Source organism: Mesotoga sp. Brook.08.YT.4.2.5.2. (genome assembly GCF_003351125.1).
Taxonomy (GTDB): Bacteria; Thermotogota; Thermotogae; order Petrotogales; family Kosmotogaceae; genus Mesotoga.
This window is the reverse complement of record NZ_JPGZ01000005.1, coordinates 15,344-32,949: the sequence shown is the minus strand read 5'-3', so window position 1 is coordinate 32,949 and position 17,606 is coordinate 15,344. Positions and strand designations below refer to the sequence as shown.

At 45.2% G+C, this 17,606-nt stretch carries 13 protein-coding genes; 4 read left to right on the top strand and 9 right to left on the bottom strand.

The genetic code is table 11. The annotated features are described in order from the left end of the window. Nucleotides 1-344: 344 nt before the first annotated feature. The gene (locus tag Q502_RS14250) at nucleotides 345-497 is read left to right on the top strand and encodes a hypothetical protein (protein ID WP_165775334.1); all 153 of its coding nucleotides are present in this window, start codon (nucleotides 345-347) and stop codon (nucleotides 495-497) included. A gap of 140 nt (nucleotides 498-637) precedes the next feature. Here the strand turns inward: Q502_RS14250 and Q502_RS00755 are convergent, their stop codons facing one another. The 5 genes from Q502_RS00755 to Q502_RS00735 all read right to left on the bottom strand — a co-directional run bounded on the left by Q502_RS00755 (nucleotide 638) and on the right by Q502_RS00735 (nucleotide 7,071). Beyond that, entirely contained in the window at nucleotides 638-1,072 is a 435-nt protein-coding gene (locus tag Q502_RS00755) for a hypothetical protein (protein ID WP_099829046.1), read from the bottom strand. 25 nt (nucleotides 1,073-1,097) lie between these two features. After that, entirely contained in the window at nucleotides 1,098-2,144 is a 1,047-nt protein-coding gene (locus Q502_RS00750; RefSeq protein WP_099829045.1) for a hypothetical protein, read from the bottom strand. A gap of 33 nt (nucleotides 2,145-2,177) precedes the next feature. After that, complete coding sequence (locus tag Q502_RS00745; protein ID WP_099829044.1) at nucleotides 2,178-2,900, bottom strand: InlB B-repeat-containing protein; 723 nt, start codon at nucleotides 2,898-2,900, stop codon at nucleotides 2,178-2,180. Between the two features lie 20 nt (nucleotides 2,901-2,920). Beyond that, nucleotides 2,921-6,181, bottom strand: a complete 3,261-nt coding sequence (locus tag Q502_RS00740; RefSeq protein WP_165775333.1) for an InlB B-repeat-containing protein — start codon at nucleotides 6,179-6,181, stop codon at nucleotides 2,921-2,923. Between the two features lie 110 nt (nucleotides 6,182-6,291). Continuing rightward, the gene (locus Q502_RS00735; RefSeq protein ID WP_099829042.1) at nucleotides 6,292-7,071 is read right to left on the bottom strand and encodes a trypsin-like peptidase domain-containing protein; all 780 of its coding nucleotides are present in this window, start codon (nucleotides 7,069-7,071) and stop codon (nucleotides 6,292-6,294) included. A gap of 186 nt (nucleotides 7,072-7,257) precedes the next feature. Here Q502_RS00735 and miaB point away from each other — a divergent pair, with 186 nt between their 5' ends. The 3 genes from miaB (at nucleotide 7,258) to priA (ending at nucleotide 13,415) form a co-directional block, all read left to right on the top strand. Next, nucleotides 7,258-8,568 (top strand): tRNA (N6-isopentenyl adenosine(37)-C2)-methylthiotransferase MiaB, encoded by a 1,311-nt coding sequence (miaB, locus tag Q502_RS00730; protein WP_099829041.1) that lies wholly within the window; start codon nucleotides 7,258-7,260, stop codon nucleotides 8,566-8,568. A gap of 1,283 nt (nucleotides 8,569-9,851) precedes the next feature. After that, nucleotides 9,852-11,135: a nucleotidyltransferase gene (locus Q502_RS00720; RefSeq protein WP_099829039.1), complete on the top strand. Its 1,284-nt coding sequence runs from the start codon at nucleotides 9,852-9,854 to the stop codon at nucleotides 11,133-11,135. Between the two features lie 3 nt (nucleotides 11,136-11,138). Continuing rightward, on the top strand, nucleotides 11,139-13,415 hold the full coding sequence (gene priA, locus Q502_RS00715) for a primosomal protein N' (protein WP_099829038.1): 2,277 nt from the start codon (nucleotides 11,139-11,141) through the stop codon (nucleotides 13,413-13,415). Between the two features lies 1 nt (nucleotide 13,416). Here priA and Q502_RS00710 read toward each other — a convergent pair whose 3' ends face one another. Genes Q502_RS00710 through Q502_RS00695 form a run of 4 tightly spaced genes read right to left on the bottom strand, consistent with a single transcriptional unit; the run spans nucleotide 13,417 to nucleotide 17,573 of the window. Next, nucleotides 13,417-14,616, bottom strand: a complete 1,200-nt coding sequence (locus Q502_RS00710; RefSeq protein ID WP_099829037.1) for an ABC transporter ATP-binding protein — start codon at nucleotides 14,614-14,616, stop codon at nucleotides 13,417-13,419. Further along, entirely contained in the window at nucleotides 14,613-15,629 is a 1,017-nt protein-coding gene (locus Q502_RS00705; RefSeq protein WP_099829036.1) for an ABC transporter ATP-binding protein, read from the bottom strand. Before Q502_RS00705 ends, Q502_RS00710 begins: the two co-directional genes overlap by 4 nt. A gap of 13 nt (nucleotides 15,630-15,642) precedes the next feature. Beyond that, nucleotides 15,643-16,524, bottom strand: coding sequence for an ABC transporter permease (locus Q502_RS00700; protein WP_099829035.1), 882 nt, complete (start codon nucleotides 16,522-16,524; stop codon nucleotides 15,643-15,645). A gap of 14 nt (nucleotides 16,525-16,538) precedes the next feature. Further along, nucleotides 16,539-17,573, bottom strand: coding sequence for an ABC transporter permease (locus tag Q502_RS00695; RefSeq protein WP_099829034.1), 1,035 nt, complete (start codon nucleotides 17,571-17,573; stop codon nucleotides 16,539-16,541). Between the last annotated feature and the right edge of the window lie 33 nt (nucleotides 17,574-17,606).

Sequence of the window (17,606 nt, the reverse complement as noted above, 5' to 3'; positions counted from 1 at the left end):
CAGCAATTTACGCTGTCCTTTGTACTAAGTGTTCTGTTCGTGTATACATCATTAAGGGAGATGCAAGTAAGTCTGTCTATAACTAAGAACGTACGAATGAGTATTTAATCGCTGCAGACTTTCACTAAGACTGAATTGTAAATTTTAACTTAAGGAAGATATTACACTTGACTCTTCTGCTGAAAGTTGGCGTAAGGGACCAAAAACCTCGGGATTTGTAGCAGGTTCTAAGAGAAACACACGGGAATTTTCTACCGTACTTTTGATTATTCATCAAGATTTACGTGAAAATCGTGAAGACTGTGTAGGGGTCGCGGTACCGAAGTTCATGAAGTGAATGCGCTGTGAAAACAGTTCTGGTGCCAGAAGGATTCTTTGTAAATATCGAGGTTCCTGTACCAAATGGATTATTGCTCGAAGACGCGAAGCAGTTAGATCTGCGGGGTAGCGTTTCTGAAGGAGACAGTAAGAACGAACACTATCTATTCCAGTTTTGAGCTATCTGATTTCCAAAGTGCGAACCCAATCAGAAGCGTACGAAGTATCATGGGAAAACATGCGAGGAATACTCAACTGCTACTTATATTCTGCAGCAAACACGGTAACCATGAGGAAATAACGGGCCTAAGTTCTGCTGTCACGGTGCGACTGTCCTCTCTCCAGTCCACGTGCCGACATTTTTCGTAAGATTATCAAGGAAGATCTCACCATCCTCGACTGAGACCTTGCTCTCGGATTCCTTAACATGTCCTGTGAAGTAGACTGTCCTTTCTTGATCACCATAAGTAACCGTTGCATGCATTACAAGATAGTTTTCGGGTCTTTCGGAGACTGTTCCTTCTACAGGTGCACTGAGGACAAAGTACCATCCGGTACCACTGAAGGAGCTTCCATCCTGCTTCGTTACGTATAAAGTTCCTGTACCCGATACGTCGGTCTCACCGTAGATAACCCTTCCCGAGAGGGACCAGGCGCCGGCAACTTCCACAAAACCGGCGGGATTTGACTTGAAAATGCACCCGGATAGCAGAAGTATCATTAGAACAACTAATAGAAGCAGTACTCGCTTCAAAATCCTCACCTTCTCAAATGAAGTTTCATTGTTTGCTTCCAGACCAAGTGCCGATTTTTCTTTCGGGATTCAGAAGATAGATATCCCCGGAAGGTACTTCGGCATAGACTGCATTCCCGTCGGTTCTTAATGAACCTCTCAACTGAACATCGTATGTACTGCCTGAACCTGTGGGATCTTCAACAGTTGCGTCAATTGTCATTACAAGGTTATCGAAATTAAAACTGACATTGTTGATCGTTGTGGTCATCTCTGAATGAAGGGGATTTCCACTCTCGTCCTCATAATCGGCCTCAAAAGACATAGTTACACTTCCAACGAAGTTGAAATTTGAAGACTGAATAGTTGCAGTACCTTCTCCAGTTGCATCGACCTGTCCGAATGAAGAACTTTCATAATCAATTGCTCCGGTGAACGTCCATGTTCCGAGATATGGATTGGCGAAGCCGTAGTTGTTGGCGAAGACAATGAAATCTGGCCCATCGATCTTTCCGTCAGGCACTCCTTCCTGAGAATATATCTTCTCCCAAATTCCCGAAAATGTTTTGCTGGCAAGATTTCCCAACGAGCTCATGTCGTAAATTGCATCATAACCTGGAGAACCAAGCGCATTTCCATAGCTCTGAGCAAAGGGTATGAAATCGAATCCCTCGACCTGACCATCTCCTGTGAAATCGCCCAGCAATTCTGGTTCCGTTCCGTTTGATTCATGGTAAATATCCTGGGTATTCCATATCTTGATCGAAGTAATAAGTTTTTTTTCTGTAAGTCCTTCAATTCTCAGTACCTCTTCACCTTGGTTCATCGTTGACCCTCTTGCAAGGGCGATGAGAGTACTTTCATCGATATACTTGACTATCTTCAGATAGTCATCAGGTACAAGTAATTTTGAGAAATCTATCGTCTCGTCAATTAACAATTCAATCGCATCAGCTTCCGATTTTAGTATGAAAACCATGTCGTTGCCATCTAACCTTGTTTCCAAACCGTTCTCTTCATAAAGCTTGATGTAGCAACCGGAAAGTAAGATCGCCATGAGAAGCACAAAAACAAAACTTCTGAATGTTTTCATGGTCGCACGCCCCCATCATTGAATTTCTCAGAATCAGTTTTCATTTATTGTTATTACACCTTTCTTAAGCCCCAGTTCTGGGTAAGTCTTTTTCAGCCCTCCGGCGGTGATGTAGTTTGTCTCAAAAAACACGCCACCCTCACTTTCGTAGGTCGCAAATTCGATATCGCTTATTCCTGCTTTCTTAGGCAGAAGATACATACGAATTAACTCTTTCTCTTCGTTTATTTGGGTTGACACACCCGATATGGCTATATGGGCTATTCCAGGGGAGGGATTCTTTTCAATGGTTATCCAACCGGCTACTCTGCAACTACTACCTTCCCAGCTGAGAACATTAGGGTCATAATCAATTACGACTTCAATCAGATTCACTGCCCCAAGCCCAACTCCATTTATTTTTACGTGGCCCTCTTCATCAACAACAAAATTGGCGTCTTCGATCGATATTTCGCCTGCGTCAGCAACAAAAACTGCTTCCAGACTGGCATTACTCGTAATCTTAAAAGAGTATGGGTTCTGGTCTGTAAGGAAAGCATCGTCGCTTTTCCAATGCAGGAAACGATAACCTTCGGAGTTAATCGCGTTCAATGTAACCATCTCACCCTTCTTGTAACTTCCGCTCCCTGTCACATTGCCTCCGCCAGCCGGTGTTATCTGTACCACAACCTGGAATGTTGGCTTTATGCATCCGGTCAACGAGATGATTGAAATGATAAATACTGAAATCAGGCAGATCTTAATTGCTCGATTCATAGTCATCGCCTCTCAAAGAATCAGTTTGTGATGGTTATTTTACCTTCATCAAGTATCAGATCTGAACCGCTGAGTCTTATCCCTCCAGTGGTGATAATATTCGTCTCGAAAGGAACACCACCTTCAGAAGTGTAACTTGTATATGCAAGTTCTGTCGTTCCGGCTTTTTTCGGGGTTAGCTCTATTGATAGTATGTTAGTTAACTCATCAATGAGCTTCGTGGCCCCCTCATTAGGAGAAAGTCCTATATGAATAATACCGTTGCCAGGATCTTTAAAAACTGGCTGCCACTTCGACAACCTGACAGAGAAGAACCACGAAGCATCAAAATATTCAGTATCATACTGGATAACAACTTCAATTAGATTGACCTCTCCAAGATTCTGAGCCCTAATTAATATTGGAAGAGGCTCGCTCACTGAGAAGGTTTTGTCTACCACTTCAATCATAGGCCTTTTCTCCAGAACAACATCTACACTTTTACTAGAATCAACAATGACACTCCCCGAGACATCGCCATAGCCATCTTTACTCACTCTATATTGTTTTTCACCTACTGTGACGCCCGTGAATATGGCTTTCCCCTGACTATCTGTGGTCTTTGTCACACTATTGAAAGCGACGTTCGCTCCTTGAACAGCTGCTCCTTCCAAATCGCTCACATTGAAGGTTATGGTGTAAGTTATCTCGCTGAAATTCGCTGTAACTGTCTTATTCTCATTCATTGTTATGTTTACCGGATTGGTCGATCCAGTAAGATCACCGCTCCATGAGTCGAAATTCCAGCCAGAGTCCGGGTTTGCAGTCAGTTGAACTACCTCACCATGTGTATAGGTCGCCTTGTCAGGATTCTTAGTGACCGTCCCCTTGCCTACGGTGTTCACTGTAAAAGTATACGTCTTCTTGGTGAGGGTAACGTTTATGGCCTTGTCACCATCGACGTTGACTTCTCCATTGGCGTTATTGTAACCCTCTTTAGTAATTGTATAGGCTTTGCTGCCGGCAAGAACTCCGGTGAAAACTGCCTTCCCCTGGCCATCCGTGGCCCTGGTTTCTCCGTTGAAGGCCACGTTAGCTCCCTGAACTGCTCCACCTGTATCGCTCACGTTGAAGCTTACCGTATATACTCTTGCGAAATTACCTGTCACTGTTTTGTCTGTGTTCATCGTAATGTTTATTGGATTCGCGGAGCCGTTTAGGTCTCCACTCCAGCCAGCAAAAATCCAATTTTCAGCCGGGTTGGCTGTTAACTGTACGACTTCTCCGTGAGTGTATGTTGCCTTGTCGGGATTCTTAGTGACCGTCCCCTCTCCGACAGCATTCACTGTGAGGGTATAGGTTTGTCTGATGAGTGTTATATCAACGCTCTCGTCGCTTTCCACGTTTACATTTCCGGTTGAGTTATTGTAGCCCTCTTTACTGACCGTGTACGCTCTACTTCCCGCAAGTACCCCAGTAAAAACGGCCATTCCTTCGGTATCCGTGGCCTTTGTCTCGCCATTGAAAGTGACGTTCGCTCCTTGAACAGCTGCTCCTTCCGAATCGCTCACATTGAAGGTCACCGTGTATGTATCGGGAGGCAAGGTCTTGAAACTAACGGATATCGTATGATTTGAAGTTATATTATTGAAGGTGTAAGTAGATCTTGGCCCAACCGACTCTCCATCTACAAGAACATCCTCCACACTGTAACCATCTGAAGGACTCATAGTGAATGTCTTGCTCGATCCGTGCTCAACTATCACTTCACCTGTAGGATCTATCCTTCCACCGCTTCCTGCGCTCGCAGTTATTGTGTGGGTTTTCTTGGTCAGCGTGACATCGACGCTCTCGTCGCTTTCCACGTTTACATTTCCGGTTGAGTTATTGTAGCCCTCTTTACTGACCGTGTACGCTCTACTTCCCGCAAGTACCCCAGTAAAAACGGCCATCCCCTCATCATTCGTCGCCTTTGTCTCGCCATTGAAAGTGACGTTCGCTCCTTGCAATGCTCCTTCCGAATCGCTCACATTGAAGGTCACCGTGTATGTATCGGGAGGTAAGGTCGTGAAACTAACAGATATCGTATGATTTGAAGTTATATTGTTGAAAGTGTAAGTAGCTCTTGGCCCAACGGATTCGTTATCTACAAGAACATCCTTCACACTGTAACCATCTGAAGGACTCATAGTGAATGTCTTGCTCGATCCGTGCTCAACTATCACTTCACCTGTAGGATCTATACTTCCACCGCTTCCTGCGCCCGCAGTTATTGTGTAGGTTTTCTTGGTCAGCGTGACATCGACGCTCTCGTCGCTTTCCACGTTTACATTTCCGGTTGAGTTATTGTAGCCCTCTTTACTGACCGTGTACGCTCTACTTCCCGCAAGTACCCCAGTAAAAACGGCCATCCCCTCATCATTCGTCGCCTTTGTCTCGCCATTGAAAGTGACGTTCGCTCCTTGCAATGCTCCTTCCGAATCGCTCACATTGAAGGTCACCGTGTATGTATCGGGAGGTAAGGTCGTGAAACTAACAGATATCGTATGATTTGAAGTCACATTATTGAAGGTGTAAGTAGATCTTGGCCCAACCGACTCTCCATCTACAAGAACATCTTCTACGCTATAACCCACAGCAGGTGACATAGTGAAAGTCTGGTTCGCCCCATGCTCGATGGAGACATTTCCAGCCGGACTTATGCTTCCTCCGGTTCCTGCTGTCGCAGTGATAATGTAAGTCTTCCTTTCAAGAGTTACTTCTACAGTTTTGTCCTCATCCACGTTAACACTTCCAATAGCTTCGTTGTAGCCTGCCTTGTTCACAGTGTAATCCTTGTTCCCCGCCAACACACCATCAAACACTGCTTTGCCACTCGCGTCTGTGGTCTTTGTCTCACTATTGAAAGTGACGTTCGCTCCTTGCACGGCTCCGGATGAATCAATCACTGAAAACGTTACGGAAAATGATTCTTCTCCCACAACTTGAACGCTGACTTTCTTCAAAGCGCTCTTGTATTTGTCTTTGGTAGCCTCGATCGTAATCTCTGCTTCTCCTAAAGAAACGCCTGTTACCATTCCGGAAGTTGAAACTGTCGCTACCAATTCATTGCTGGAAGAGAACTTCACGGTAGCATCCTCGGGTTTCACCTTGATCTGAATCTGTTCTGACTCCCCGATCCCAATGGATAGCTCAGAATTCTCTATTGACAGAGTTACGTTTCGAAAAAGAAAGCAACCTTGGGTTGAGAAAACCACAAGAACAAGCAAAATAGCCAGTAAAACTGATGAGGTCTTTTTCACAGAAATCTACTCCTTGAAGGAAATATGTAATTTCAGAATACCTGCTATTAAGATATTTTACCATGTTGTCATCTTATTCAACAAAGCGGGGTACCCTAGAATATCAACGATTATTTGGGTTTATTAGTGTAGCGCAGGGCTTCACGGATTTCTTCTATGTGAACTCCCCAACCAGCGTTGAGAAACTGGTTCTCTTCAATTTCCTTTCCGCCTCTTCTGAGTTTCGGGCTGAAGCCCAGCGGCAGATGAACCGTCCTGCTCTGGATTGCCCAGACCTTCCCTTTCATGTCCACTATTGGCCCGCCGCTCTGGCCAAGAAGACCTGGCGAAGAGGTCTCAACGAATTTCGCAATCTTCTTTGCCTCTTTGAATGCAGGAGCCACTACGGTTCTTGTGTATATTCCCTCAATCGGATAGAGCGAAGGCAAGCTCTTGCTGTCCATCAAAAATCTGGAGTTCTTTTTGTCAAAGGAGGCTCTTATTCTAGAAAAGGGATAACCGACCCTGCACAAGCTAGTTCCAATACTCATTTCCTCAGGTGTCACGAAAACGGGATACTCCATGATCTCAGAGGGGTCGAACGGGTCAAGTCTACCAACAACTAGATCGGACTCTGGGAATGGCTTTATATCCTTCAGGCTCTTTCCATCTCCACCCCACCAAAACGAATGATTTTCAATCTTCTTCTCCGGATCGTTTTCCTTTTTCGTCTGCTGCTGTTTGTATAAGAAATACGATTGCCACAGGTGAGCAACTGTTATTATCCAGCCTTCTCGATTAAGTATCATGAAGGTCCCGCAAGTTGCGGACACCTTGCCCGTACCGCTTCTCGTCAGAACTATGACCGGTCTTGTGAACTGACTTGCTATCCTAAAAGCTTCCGAAAACACTTCGCACCTCCAGTAGCGTTGCCTGAATTCAGATGCTGCTCTTAGCCGATAGTCTCTATCCAGAGACTTTTCGCTTGCACTTTCGTACAAAGAGACACATTAGAATGGTAACATACCGGGGTTTCTCGTCCTAACTTAATGCGGTACAATTTAGCTGATCAATGATATCGGATTAGGAGTGATCACTTGAAAGTAGCATTCAGGACATTCGGTTGCCAGATGAATATGAACGATACAGAAGCTATGATGGGTATTCTCTCTGACGCCGGTCACAAGATTGCAGGCAATGAGGAAGAAGCAGACGCAATCATCGTAAACACATGCGCCGTAAGAGGCAAATCTGAGAACAAGCTGTACGGCAAACTAGGCCAACTGAAGGCGCTTAAGAAGAAGAATAGGAGACTTCTGGTAGGTGTCTGCGGATGTGTAGCCGAGAAGAATGCCACCGAACTGCTTACTCACAAAGAGGTTGACTTCGTGTTTGGGACACGCTCGATTACGAAAGTAGATGAATTGCTCAGAAGAGCGGAGTCGGGCGAGAGATTCATAGAGATGGGCGACTTCATCGATGAACTCGATTCGGATACTCCTAGAATTAGGACTAGCTCGCATCACGCCTGGATTACCATAATATTTGGCTGCGACAAATTCTGTTCTTACTGTATTGTGCCATATACAAGAGGAAGAGAGAAGAGCAGGGAAATGGAAGACATCCTATCCGAGGCAAGAAAACTTGTAGCTGAAGGTTATAAAGAAATAACCTACCTTGGACAAAATGTCGATTCATACGGAAAGGACTTGAAGGATGGGTCTTCACTTGCAGAGCTTATAAGAGAGACGACGAAGATAGATGGAATTGAAAGAATCTGGTTTCTCACTTCATACCCAAGAGACTTCAGCGACGAGTTGATTGAAGTAATTGCTTCATCCGAAAAGATATCTCGCTCCATCCACTTGCCCGTTCAGTCGGGAAGCGATCGAATCTTGAAAGCAATGAACAGGGGCTATTCGAGAGAGTACTATCTAGATCTCATCGAACGTGTCAAAACAAGAATTCCTGATGCAACCTTGAGCAGTGATATTATTATCGGCTTTCCCGGGGAGACAGAAGAGGAGTACGTAGAAACGGTTTCGCTTGTGAAGGAAATCAGATTTGAACGAATCAACCTGGCAATGTATTCACCCAGAGAAGGCACGATATCTGCAAGAAAGATGGCTGATGATGTTCCACAAGAAGTGAAGACTAGAAGGCTCAATGATCTTCTCGCTTTGCAAAAACACATCAACAGGGAAGAAAACGAGAAGTATCTTGACAAAGTTATAGATGTAATCGGCGAAGGCAAGATCAAAGGAAACGGCAAGATCTACGGAAGAACAATGAACAACAAAATCGTCATCTACGAAGCACAACCCGAACTGATCGGCAAATCTGTTAAGATCAAAGTAGATAGAGTATCCGCGGGACCGTTGTATGGAGAGATCGTGGGAGTGGGGTGAGGTTAGAGGTTAGAGAGTCAAGATCTTATCGCTCTTCCAACCTCTCATCTCTGTCCTCTGACCTCAGTTTTACGAAGAACCTGGACGCGTGGCGTCGGAACGAAGAACCGTTCTTCGAAGGACGGTTTCATGGTCTTGACGAAGGACCAAGGACGGATCTCTTAAGCATGACGGCATGTGAGGTTCTCAGAACGACCTTGCTTTTGAGTCCTCTTTCGAGAGACTCATTATTATCTTTAGTTAGGGAGTTAGTGAGGAATAATATGATACTCCTTCTCCCTCAGCAAGGTACGCTGTGCGCTCTCTCTTGAGTAGATTTGATTATGATGCATTACGCTGCGTTTGGCTCTTGATGATCCTGATCTTAAGTCCTCCCTTGAGGGAGGAGGGCCACGCAGTGGCGGAGGGTGTTGGCCTTTGAAGATAGATAGCAAAAAACGGGACAGACGTCAGGACCCCGCCAGTCTCTGTTTTTGCTTCTTGGCTTTTCACAACACTCAGCGTGCAGCGTATTTTGATAAGCGGATCTTCAGGCCGCAAACACCCGCCCCGCTCAAATTGGGATTGTAGATCAAGAGCATATAGCCAGGTTCATTTGCTAATGATGACAATTCTGGAAGTAAGAAGCGAGATGATCGAACTCCAAAGAAGATGATGTGTTGAATGATAAGGTGCTCAAGCGGGGGGCTAAAGAACAAGAGTGTAGATATTCGCATAGTCAGGTCTATTTGATAGTGATGACTGATTCTGGAACTAAGAAGCAAAATGATTTGGCATCAAAGAGATGATGCGGGTAATGATGAGCTCTCGAGAGGGGCGTCAATCACTTCATCGCCGATGGGATATTTCTAACCGGTCTTCTCAGAGAACGGCGACCTGTGACGGGCAGCGTGGTCTTCAGCGAACAGCTTGTTCTCTCAAGCGTTGAGCGACTCTTATCGAAGGAGGTTAAATACAGCGTGCAGCGGCTCTTTCAAAGGGCGGTTGACAGGCTTTTTGTCATGACTGAATCAATAGCAGAATAGGTAGTGAATATACACTCGAGAGGAAAAAAGCAGGGGCTAGATGTTTGATCAAGTTCAGCCTGACCTGGCGTTACGTTTAATCTTGATCTTCGGACCTCTACCTTTTCACCTCTAAATTGATTATGATCTGATCCAAAGACGCCCTTTTCCACCGAAGATATCTGGCTTGAGCTTGTGATAATGGCTCCATAGTAACGGGTTGTGTTATCGATAATAGGAATAGCAACGCGATATGTTCTTCAAATTGGAGGTCCGTAAATGAAGGTGCTTGGTCTCGTTGTTGAATACAATCCCTTTCATAATGGTCATCTTTATCATCTTTCACATTCGAAAGAGATTGTGAAGCCGGATGTCACCGTTGCGGTTATGAGCGGCAATTTTGTTCAGCGAGGAGAGCCTGCAATTGTCGAGAAGTTTGCAAGAGCAGAAGCAGCTCTGGAGCAAGGTGTCGACCTGGTTCTCGAATTGCCGGTAGTGTATTCCTTGCAGGACGCCGGAGGGTTCGCAACGGGATCAATATGGACACTTGACCATGTGGGAGCAACAGATGTCGTTTTCGGAAGCGAGACAGACGATATCGACCTGATGAAGGCCGTGTCCAAAGTTTTGATCAAAGAACCCGAACACTATCAGGATCTTTTGAAGAAACATCTTAAGACAGGTCATTCATTTCCTAATGCCAGAAAGTATGCTCTGAGAGACTTTATACATACTGAAAATGCGGCTCTTTCACACCGAATTGAAGAGATAGGTTCATCCAACAACATCCTGGGTGTGGAATACTTGAGAGCGATTCAAGAGATAAAGAGCAAGATGATTCCCCACTCAATAAGGAGAGTCGGAGCTTCTTATACTGATGAAGAGCATCGTGGAGAATTTTCTTCCGCAACGGCAATCAGAAGGCTGATTCAAAATGGCAATATCGAGAGCGCTTCTCAAACAATGCCAAAGGAATCCCTTGATATAATCCTTCGGGAAATCAGGTGCGGAAGAGGTCCCGTCTTCAAGGAGGATGTTGAATCCTTCTTCATTTCCTTTTTCAGGCTCTTATCAAGAGAGGACTATTGCCGATATTATGGGTTCGTCGAAGGTCTAGACGCGAGATTTCAAGAATGTTCCATAGAAGGTAGTCTTGAAGGGTTTCTGCACTGCGTCAAATCGAAGCGGTTCACCTTATCTAGAATCAGACGGCTTATGTACTATCCCATCTTTAGATTCACAGACGACCTAATAAGAAGAAGCAACGAACTCGGCCCTCAATACATTCGGATACTGGGCTTCAATGAAAAGGGAAGAACTCATCTTTCGAACATCAAGCGCTCAACGAATATCCCAATCATAACCACGGCTTCTTTATGGAGAAAAGTAGTAGACAAATCTCTCAAAGATGAAATGAAGATAGATGTTGACTTGCTTGAGGCACAGCTGAAGAGGGATTTCACAGCCGTAAGATTTTACTCAAGTCTCTACAAGTATCCCGAAAGCAGAGCAGGAGGCTCTGATCTATTATCACAAATTGTTTACCACAGACAGGAGCGATAGCCAATGCTTATTCAGATCGCGATTTCCAATTCTCCTCTGCATGATACGTACACATACAAAATCGACGCCCCTGTTGAACCGGGTGAGAGGGTCGAAGTGAATTTCGCCGGGCGAAATACCATTGGTTATGTAGTATCATTGGAAGAAAAAAGAGGACCCTTCAAGATCAAGAGTGTGAACAAGAAAGTCGATGATCGTTCCTTTCTTTCACAAGTGGATCTCGAACTCGCAAAGTTTGTAATGAGAGAGTATCTGGCACCCCCAGGCAAAGTATTTGATTTGTTCTTTCCGCCGGGCAAGCTGCTTTCAATCGATGATTACGTTGTTGCCTTTTCAGACGAGCTTGGATTTCCACCTACTCAAAAGGATAAATTCATCAAGGAGTTTGGCGAAGACTATCTCAAAAAACTTCTCGCCTCCAGAAAAGTGAAGATCATGCATAGCTTTGACCGAAAGACTCCGAAGAAACGAAAGACACGGAGAGTGTCGCTAGCAAAGAAGACAGGGATTATAGAAGAAGAGCTCACCCCGCTATGGCAGATCGTAGTTGATTATCTGCTTTCAGTCGAATCGGAAGAGATAACCGAGCTGGAAAAGAAACTCAAGCTCAGAAGTCGAAGTCCGATTGATACGTTGATCTCAAAAGGAATTCTTTTGGTAGAGGAAATTGAGGAAGACGACTCCCACTGGGTAATTCCCGCCGTCGATGAGCTAAGTGTCAGCCAGAAAGAGGTATACAGAGAGATAATGGAAAGCGACTCAAAGTCCTTTCTTCTCCACGGGTTGACAGGCACCGGAAAGACAGAGGTTTACTTCAAGGTTATGGAATACTGGCTAAATAGAGGCCGGCAGATACTGTATCTTGTCCCCGAAGTGTCGTTGACTCCGCAACTCCTCGCAAGGATCAGGGGAGCCTTTCCGGGAAGAGATGTTAGACAGTACCACAGTTACATGACCCGAGTACAGCGCCAGATGATCTGGCTCGATTCAGTTGAAGGGAATGTAGACATCCTGGTTGGTACGCGGAGCTCGCTCTGGGTACCAATGAAGAATACAGGTCTAATAATCGTAGACGAGGAGCATGACTCGAGTTTCTATCAGCAGAGTGTGCCTTTCTACGACGGGGTTCAGGCTGCAATACGCAAAGCAGAACTTGGGAACATACCTGTGATTCTAGGATCTGCGACTCCAAGAGTTGATCACTACCATCTTACCGAATCAGGCAGGATTTCCTTATTATCTCTTACCGAAAGACCTGTCGGCTCATTCCCAACGATTAGAGTAATCGACATGAAAGATGAGAAAAATCCCATAATAAGCAAACAAGCACTTGAAGAGATAAAGCGGACTGTCTCGGAAGGAAAACAAGTATTCGTTTTTGTGCATAGGAAAGGTTATTCGAATTACGTCGTTTGCTACACATGTGGAAAGACTATCACCTGTCCTCACTGCTCGGTATCCATGACTTTTCACAGAAACGATAATTTGCTTAAGTGCCATTACTGCGGTCACAGGAGCGCGATCCCGAAAGTCTGCCCAGAATGCGGATCTATGACTCTCTCTGCAAGGGGCTTTGGAACGGAGAGAGTGGAACACGATCTTCAAAAGTTCTTTCCGTCCACGAAAATCATGAGGATGGATAGAGAGACGATCGACAACCCGATTGCTTATGAAAAGGCCTTGCTAGAGATCTCCAGAAAAAACTGCCAGGTAATTGTTGGAACAAAGATGATTACGAAGGGCCTTGACTTTCCGGATGTTGAGATGGTTCTTATCGTCGATGCGGACAGACTGATGAGCTTCCCCAGTTACGACAGTTCCGAGACCGCCTTTCAGCATATCGCTCAGGTTAGTGGGCGCTCAGGCCGGGCAAGTGTAGGAAAAGCGTTCATTCAAACTTTCAATCCAAACAACAGAATTATGAGAGCAGCCTGTGAAAGAGACTACGAGTCCTTCTATGAAGGCGAAATCAACCTTCGCAAGAAACTGAACAACCCGCCGTTCAGTAGAATCGCCGAGATTATCTGTTATGGAAGTTCAGAGGATGAAAGCGGAGAACTGGCAGAAAGGGTTTTAAAGGAGATACAAGAGTCAGGAGTCAGCTCTCTAGAAGTCTTCGGGCCCCTAGCCCCTCTTCTCTCCAAGCTTAAGAACTCTTATAGAATGAAATTAGTGGTGAAGATGCCAATAGATGGAAGCTATGGTTTCCTAGAGAAGATTCAGAAGAAACATCCCGCCGATATCCAGATAATCATCAACGGCATCGGCGGAATGGTATAGATCATAAACCTCTCTTCAGTTCTCCGGGGAAGAAACAGGACACGAAATGCCCTCCACCTACGTCCTGAAGCTTGGGTTCTTCCTTTGAGCAAACGTCCTTCGCTATCGGACATCTCGGATGGAATCTACAGCCAGAGGGTGGGTTTATTGGGCTGGGAACGTCCCCTTCGAGAAGTATTCTTTGTTTCTTCTTTTCAGGGTTAGCCTCGGGAATTGCAGACATCAAAGAGACCGTGTACGGATGGAGAGGGTTATCGAATAATTTCTTCTTGTCTGATAGCTCGGCGATCTTTCCAAGATACATTACTGCAACGCGCTTACTGACATGCTTCACGACACCAAGATCGTGTGCAATAAACAGGTATGTAAGTCCGAACTCCTTTTGAAGATCACTTAGAAGATTTAGAATCTGGGCTTGGATCGAAACGTCAAGCGCGGAGACGGCCTCGTCGCATACAATAAGCCTTGGATTCAGAATTAGCGCTCTGGCAACTCCTATCCTCTGTCGCTGCCCGCCGCTGAACTCATGAGGGAACCTCGACATATGATCCTTTGACAGACCGACTTTTGTCATAATATCGGCGACTTTGTCCAGAACGTCACGGCCGGTTGCAAGACCATGAATTCTTGCTCCCTCGCCGATTATGTTCTTAACCCTCATTCTTGGATTAAGCGAAGAAAAGGGATCCTGGAAGATAATCTGAGCATCTCTTCTAAAAGCCTTCCTCTTCTCTTCTCTATTTCCCAGAAGACTCTTGATGAACTCACTCCTGTCTTCATTGAACTCTTTGAAATACTTCTCAGCCATACTCTTATCGAACTCATCTTCAATAGAGTTAAGGGCGCCCTCAACAGTCCCTGCCTTTGCTTTCAAATCGACGAATTTATCAATATACGTACTTTTCAGGTACTTTCTTGCCTTCAAAGCCGGCATGAAGAAATGCGTCGTATCTTCGTCTCCAACGATTATTCTTCCCGAAGTCGGCTCATATAATCTTAGAACAGTCATCCCAGCAGTTGTCTTTCCACAACCTGACTCTCCGACTAGCCCAAGTGTCTCCTTCTCATATACATTGAAACTGACGTCATCCACGGCCTTCACCTGATCAACAACTCTTCTGAAGACTCCTGCTTTTACTGGGAAATATTTTATTAGTCTGTCTGATCTGAGAAGCAGTTTGCTTTCGCTGGATTTACTCATGCAGTCTCACCTGCCCTAGATACCTTGATAGTTTCAATGAGCTTATCGATATGCCAGCAGGCAGCAGTGTGTTCGTTTTCTATCTCTACCAGTGGCGGCTCTTCCTTTCGGCACTTATCGGTAGCGAGAGGGCATCTCGTATTGAACCTGCATCCGTCTGGGAAATCAAGAGGGTCAGGAACGACACCGGGAATGTTATAGAGAACCTCTTTATCTTCATCCAGCTTGGGAATCGCATTCATTAGCCCCCAGGTGTATGGATGCCTTGGATTTTTGAATAGGGTATGAACGTCGGCATATTCAACAACCTTTCCGGCGTACATCACTACGACTCTCTGGGCCATCTCGGCAATGACTCCCAGGTCATGAGTAATCATTACTAGAGCCATACCATACTGATCCTGAAGAGACTTCATGAGCTCAAGTATCTGCGCCTGAATAGTCACGTCAAGAGCAGTCGTGGGCTCATCTGCGAAAAGCAGTTTGGGATTACAGGAGAGAGACATCGCTATCATAGCTCTTTGGCGCATCCCTCCAGAGAGTTCGTGGGGATATTCATCGATCCGCTTTTCAGGTTCGGGAATTCCAACCTTCTTAAGCATATCTATTGCCATTTTCCGGGCCTTCTTTTCGTCAACATCCTGATGAAGCAAGATAGCTTCCATTATCTGGAATCCTATCGTAAAAACTGGATTCAGAGCCGTCATGGGTTCCTGAAAAATCATAGCCATATCGTTTCCCCTGATCTTCATCATCTTGGATTCCGGAATCGCCATTACATCTTGGTCGTCGAAGATTATCTTACCGCCTGCAATTTCCCCCTTCTCGTCAAGAAGTCTCATTATCGAAAGAGAGGTGACACTCTTTCCGCAGCCAGATTCACCGACGATTCCAAGCGTCTCTCCTGGAAAGACCTCGAACGTCACTCCATCGACGGCTTTCACGATTCCATCCTCTGTGTGAAAATAGGTTCTCAAATCTTCAACCTGCAACAGTGCTTTCTTCTTAACCATGACTCAAACCTCCTTAGCTTCTCATTCTCGGGTCGAAGATATCCCTCAAGGCATCTCCGACAAGGTTCCATGCAAGAACGAAGAGCACCATGGCAGTACCGGGGAAGACAATTGCAAACCATGACTGGTCAAGCATCGTCATCCAGTTCCTTGAATAGGAAAGTATCGTTCCCCAGTCAGCATAACCAGGTTCTGCCCCAACCCCTAGGAAGCTCAATCCTGCTGCAGTAATAACATAAGAACCTATTCTCATTGACATCTGAACGACAACCGGAAAGATCGTGTTTGGAAGGATATGCTTGATAATAATCTTCCAATCCTTCTGTCCGAGAGCTTTTGCTGCGAGCACATATTGCTCTTCTCTCGCTTGAAGGATATTTCCCCTAATAAGACGCGCTGTGCTCATCCAACCGAAGATTATCAAAGCAATTATAACTTTGTCTAGACCCTTGCCCAGAATCGTTGTCATAACCATTGCAGCAACCAGGAAGGGAATCGACAAGAATATATCCGTTATCCTCATGAGGATTTCATCGACCCAACCACCAAAGTATGCGGCTATAGATCCCACAATGACTCCAATCAAAGATGCAAAGCCTGTTATGATTAGACCCAGTCTAAATGCAGTTCTAGTTCCCCAGACAACACCATAGAAAACATCTCTCCCACCGATAACCCCAAACGGGTGTTCGGCTGAAGGAGCTATCGGTTTCGACGACCACGAAACTCTTGGAATCTGGTAATTGTCACCCATTTCATTAACACCAGCAATCTGAGGGGCAAAGATCGCTATGATTATGAAGAAGATCAGCAGACAAGTACCAAGAACTGCCGTTCCGTTTGTCCAATATTTCTTCATTATCTTTCTGAATTCACTCTTTCTCTTTGCAGGCATCAATAGCTTCCCCCTCACTCTAGCCTTATTCTCGGGTCAACAAGGGCGTAAGAGATATCAACAACCAGATTGCCAACAACCATAATAAATGAGAAGAACAGAGCTCCGCCAATTATTGACCAGTAATCCAAAAGGCTCGCAGCATCGGCAAGGAACCTACCCATTCCGACTCGTGAGAAGATTGTTTCAACGAATACAGTACCGCCAAGAAGCCCTATTATCGAAGCCCCGGAAACTGTTATGACAGGAATTAACGCATTCTTCCTTGCGTGCTTCTTGATTACCACTTTTTCAGATACTCCCTTTGCTCTTGCGGTCCTTATGTAGTCTTTTCTGAGAACTTCGAGCATACTTGATCTCGTAATTCTTAGAAGATACGCCCACCACAAATACGCTAGAGTCAGCACAGGGAGAAAGATGTGACGCAACGCATCAACAAATATATCGAATCTTCCATTCAACAACGCGTCAAACGTAGTCATTGAAGTAATTGTCTTCCAATCCGCGCCTCGCATCACAAGATCAAACTGAGTGCTGGCCATTCCTGGCGGGAACCACCCCAGAACTGAGTAAAAAAGCATAAGCAGCAAGAGTCCAAAGACAAAATCGGGAAGTGACCAACCTATTAGAGCAACTACCCTAATGAACTGGTCAATGAACTTGTTTTGATGAACCGCAGAGATCACTCCCAACCATATTGCCACCAATATTACTGGAATAATCGCATAAATAGTCAACTCCAAAGTATGCGGGAAACGCTCAAGCATGGCTGGAAGTACGCCCTTCTTACCCACCATCGAATAACCGAAATCGCCCTGCAGAATGTTACCAAGCCATTTGATATACTGGACAGGCATCGGTTCATCCAAACCATACTTTCTGATGAGTCTCTCCGCTGCATCCGGAGTCTTAAGTGCTTCAGGACTCTTTATGTACGAAGCTAGAAGTCTGTCAGGTCCCAGCGCCCAGATCATTGAGAAAATTAACAAAGTCACGCCTATCAGTATAAGCGGCATAAGTAGGAGCCGTCTGATTATGAAAGCAGTCACCTGAGTATCACCCCTCTTACCAAAAGAGATTGC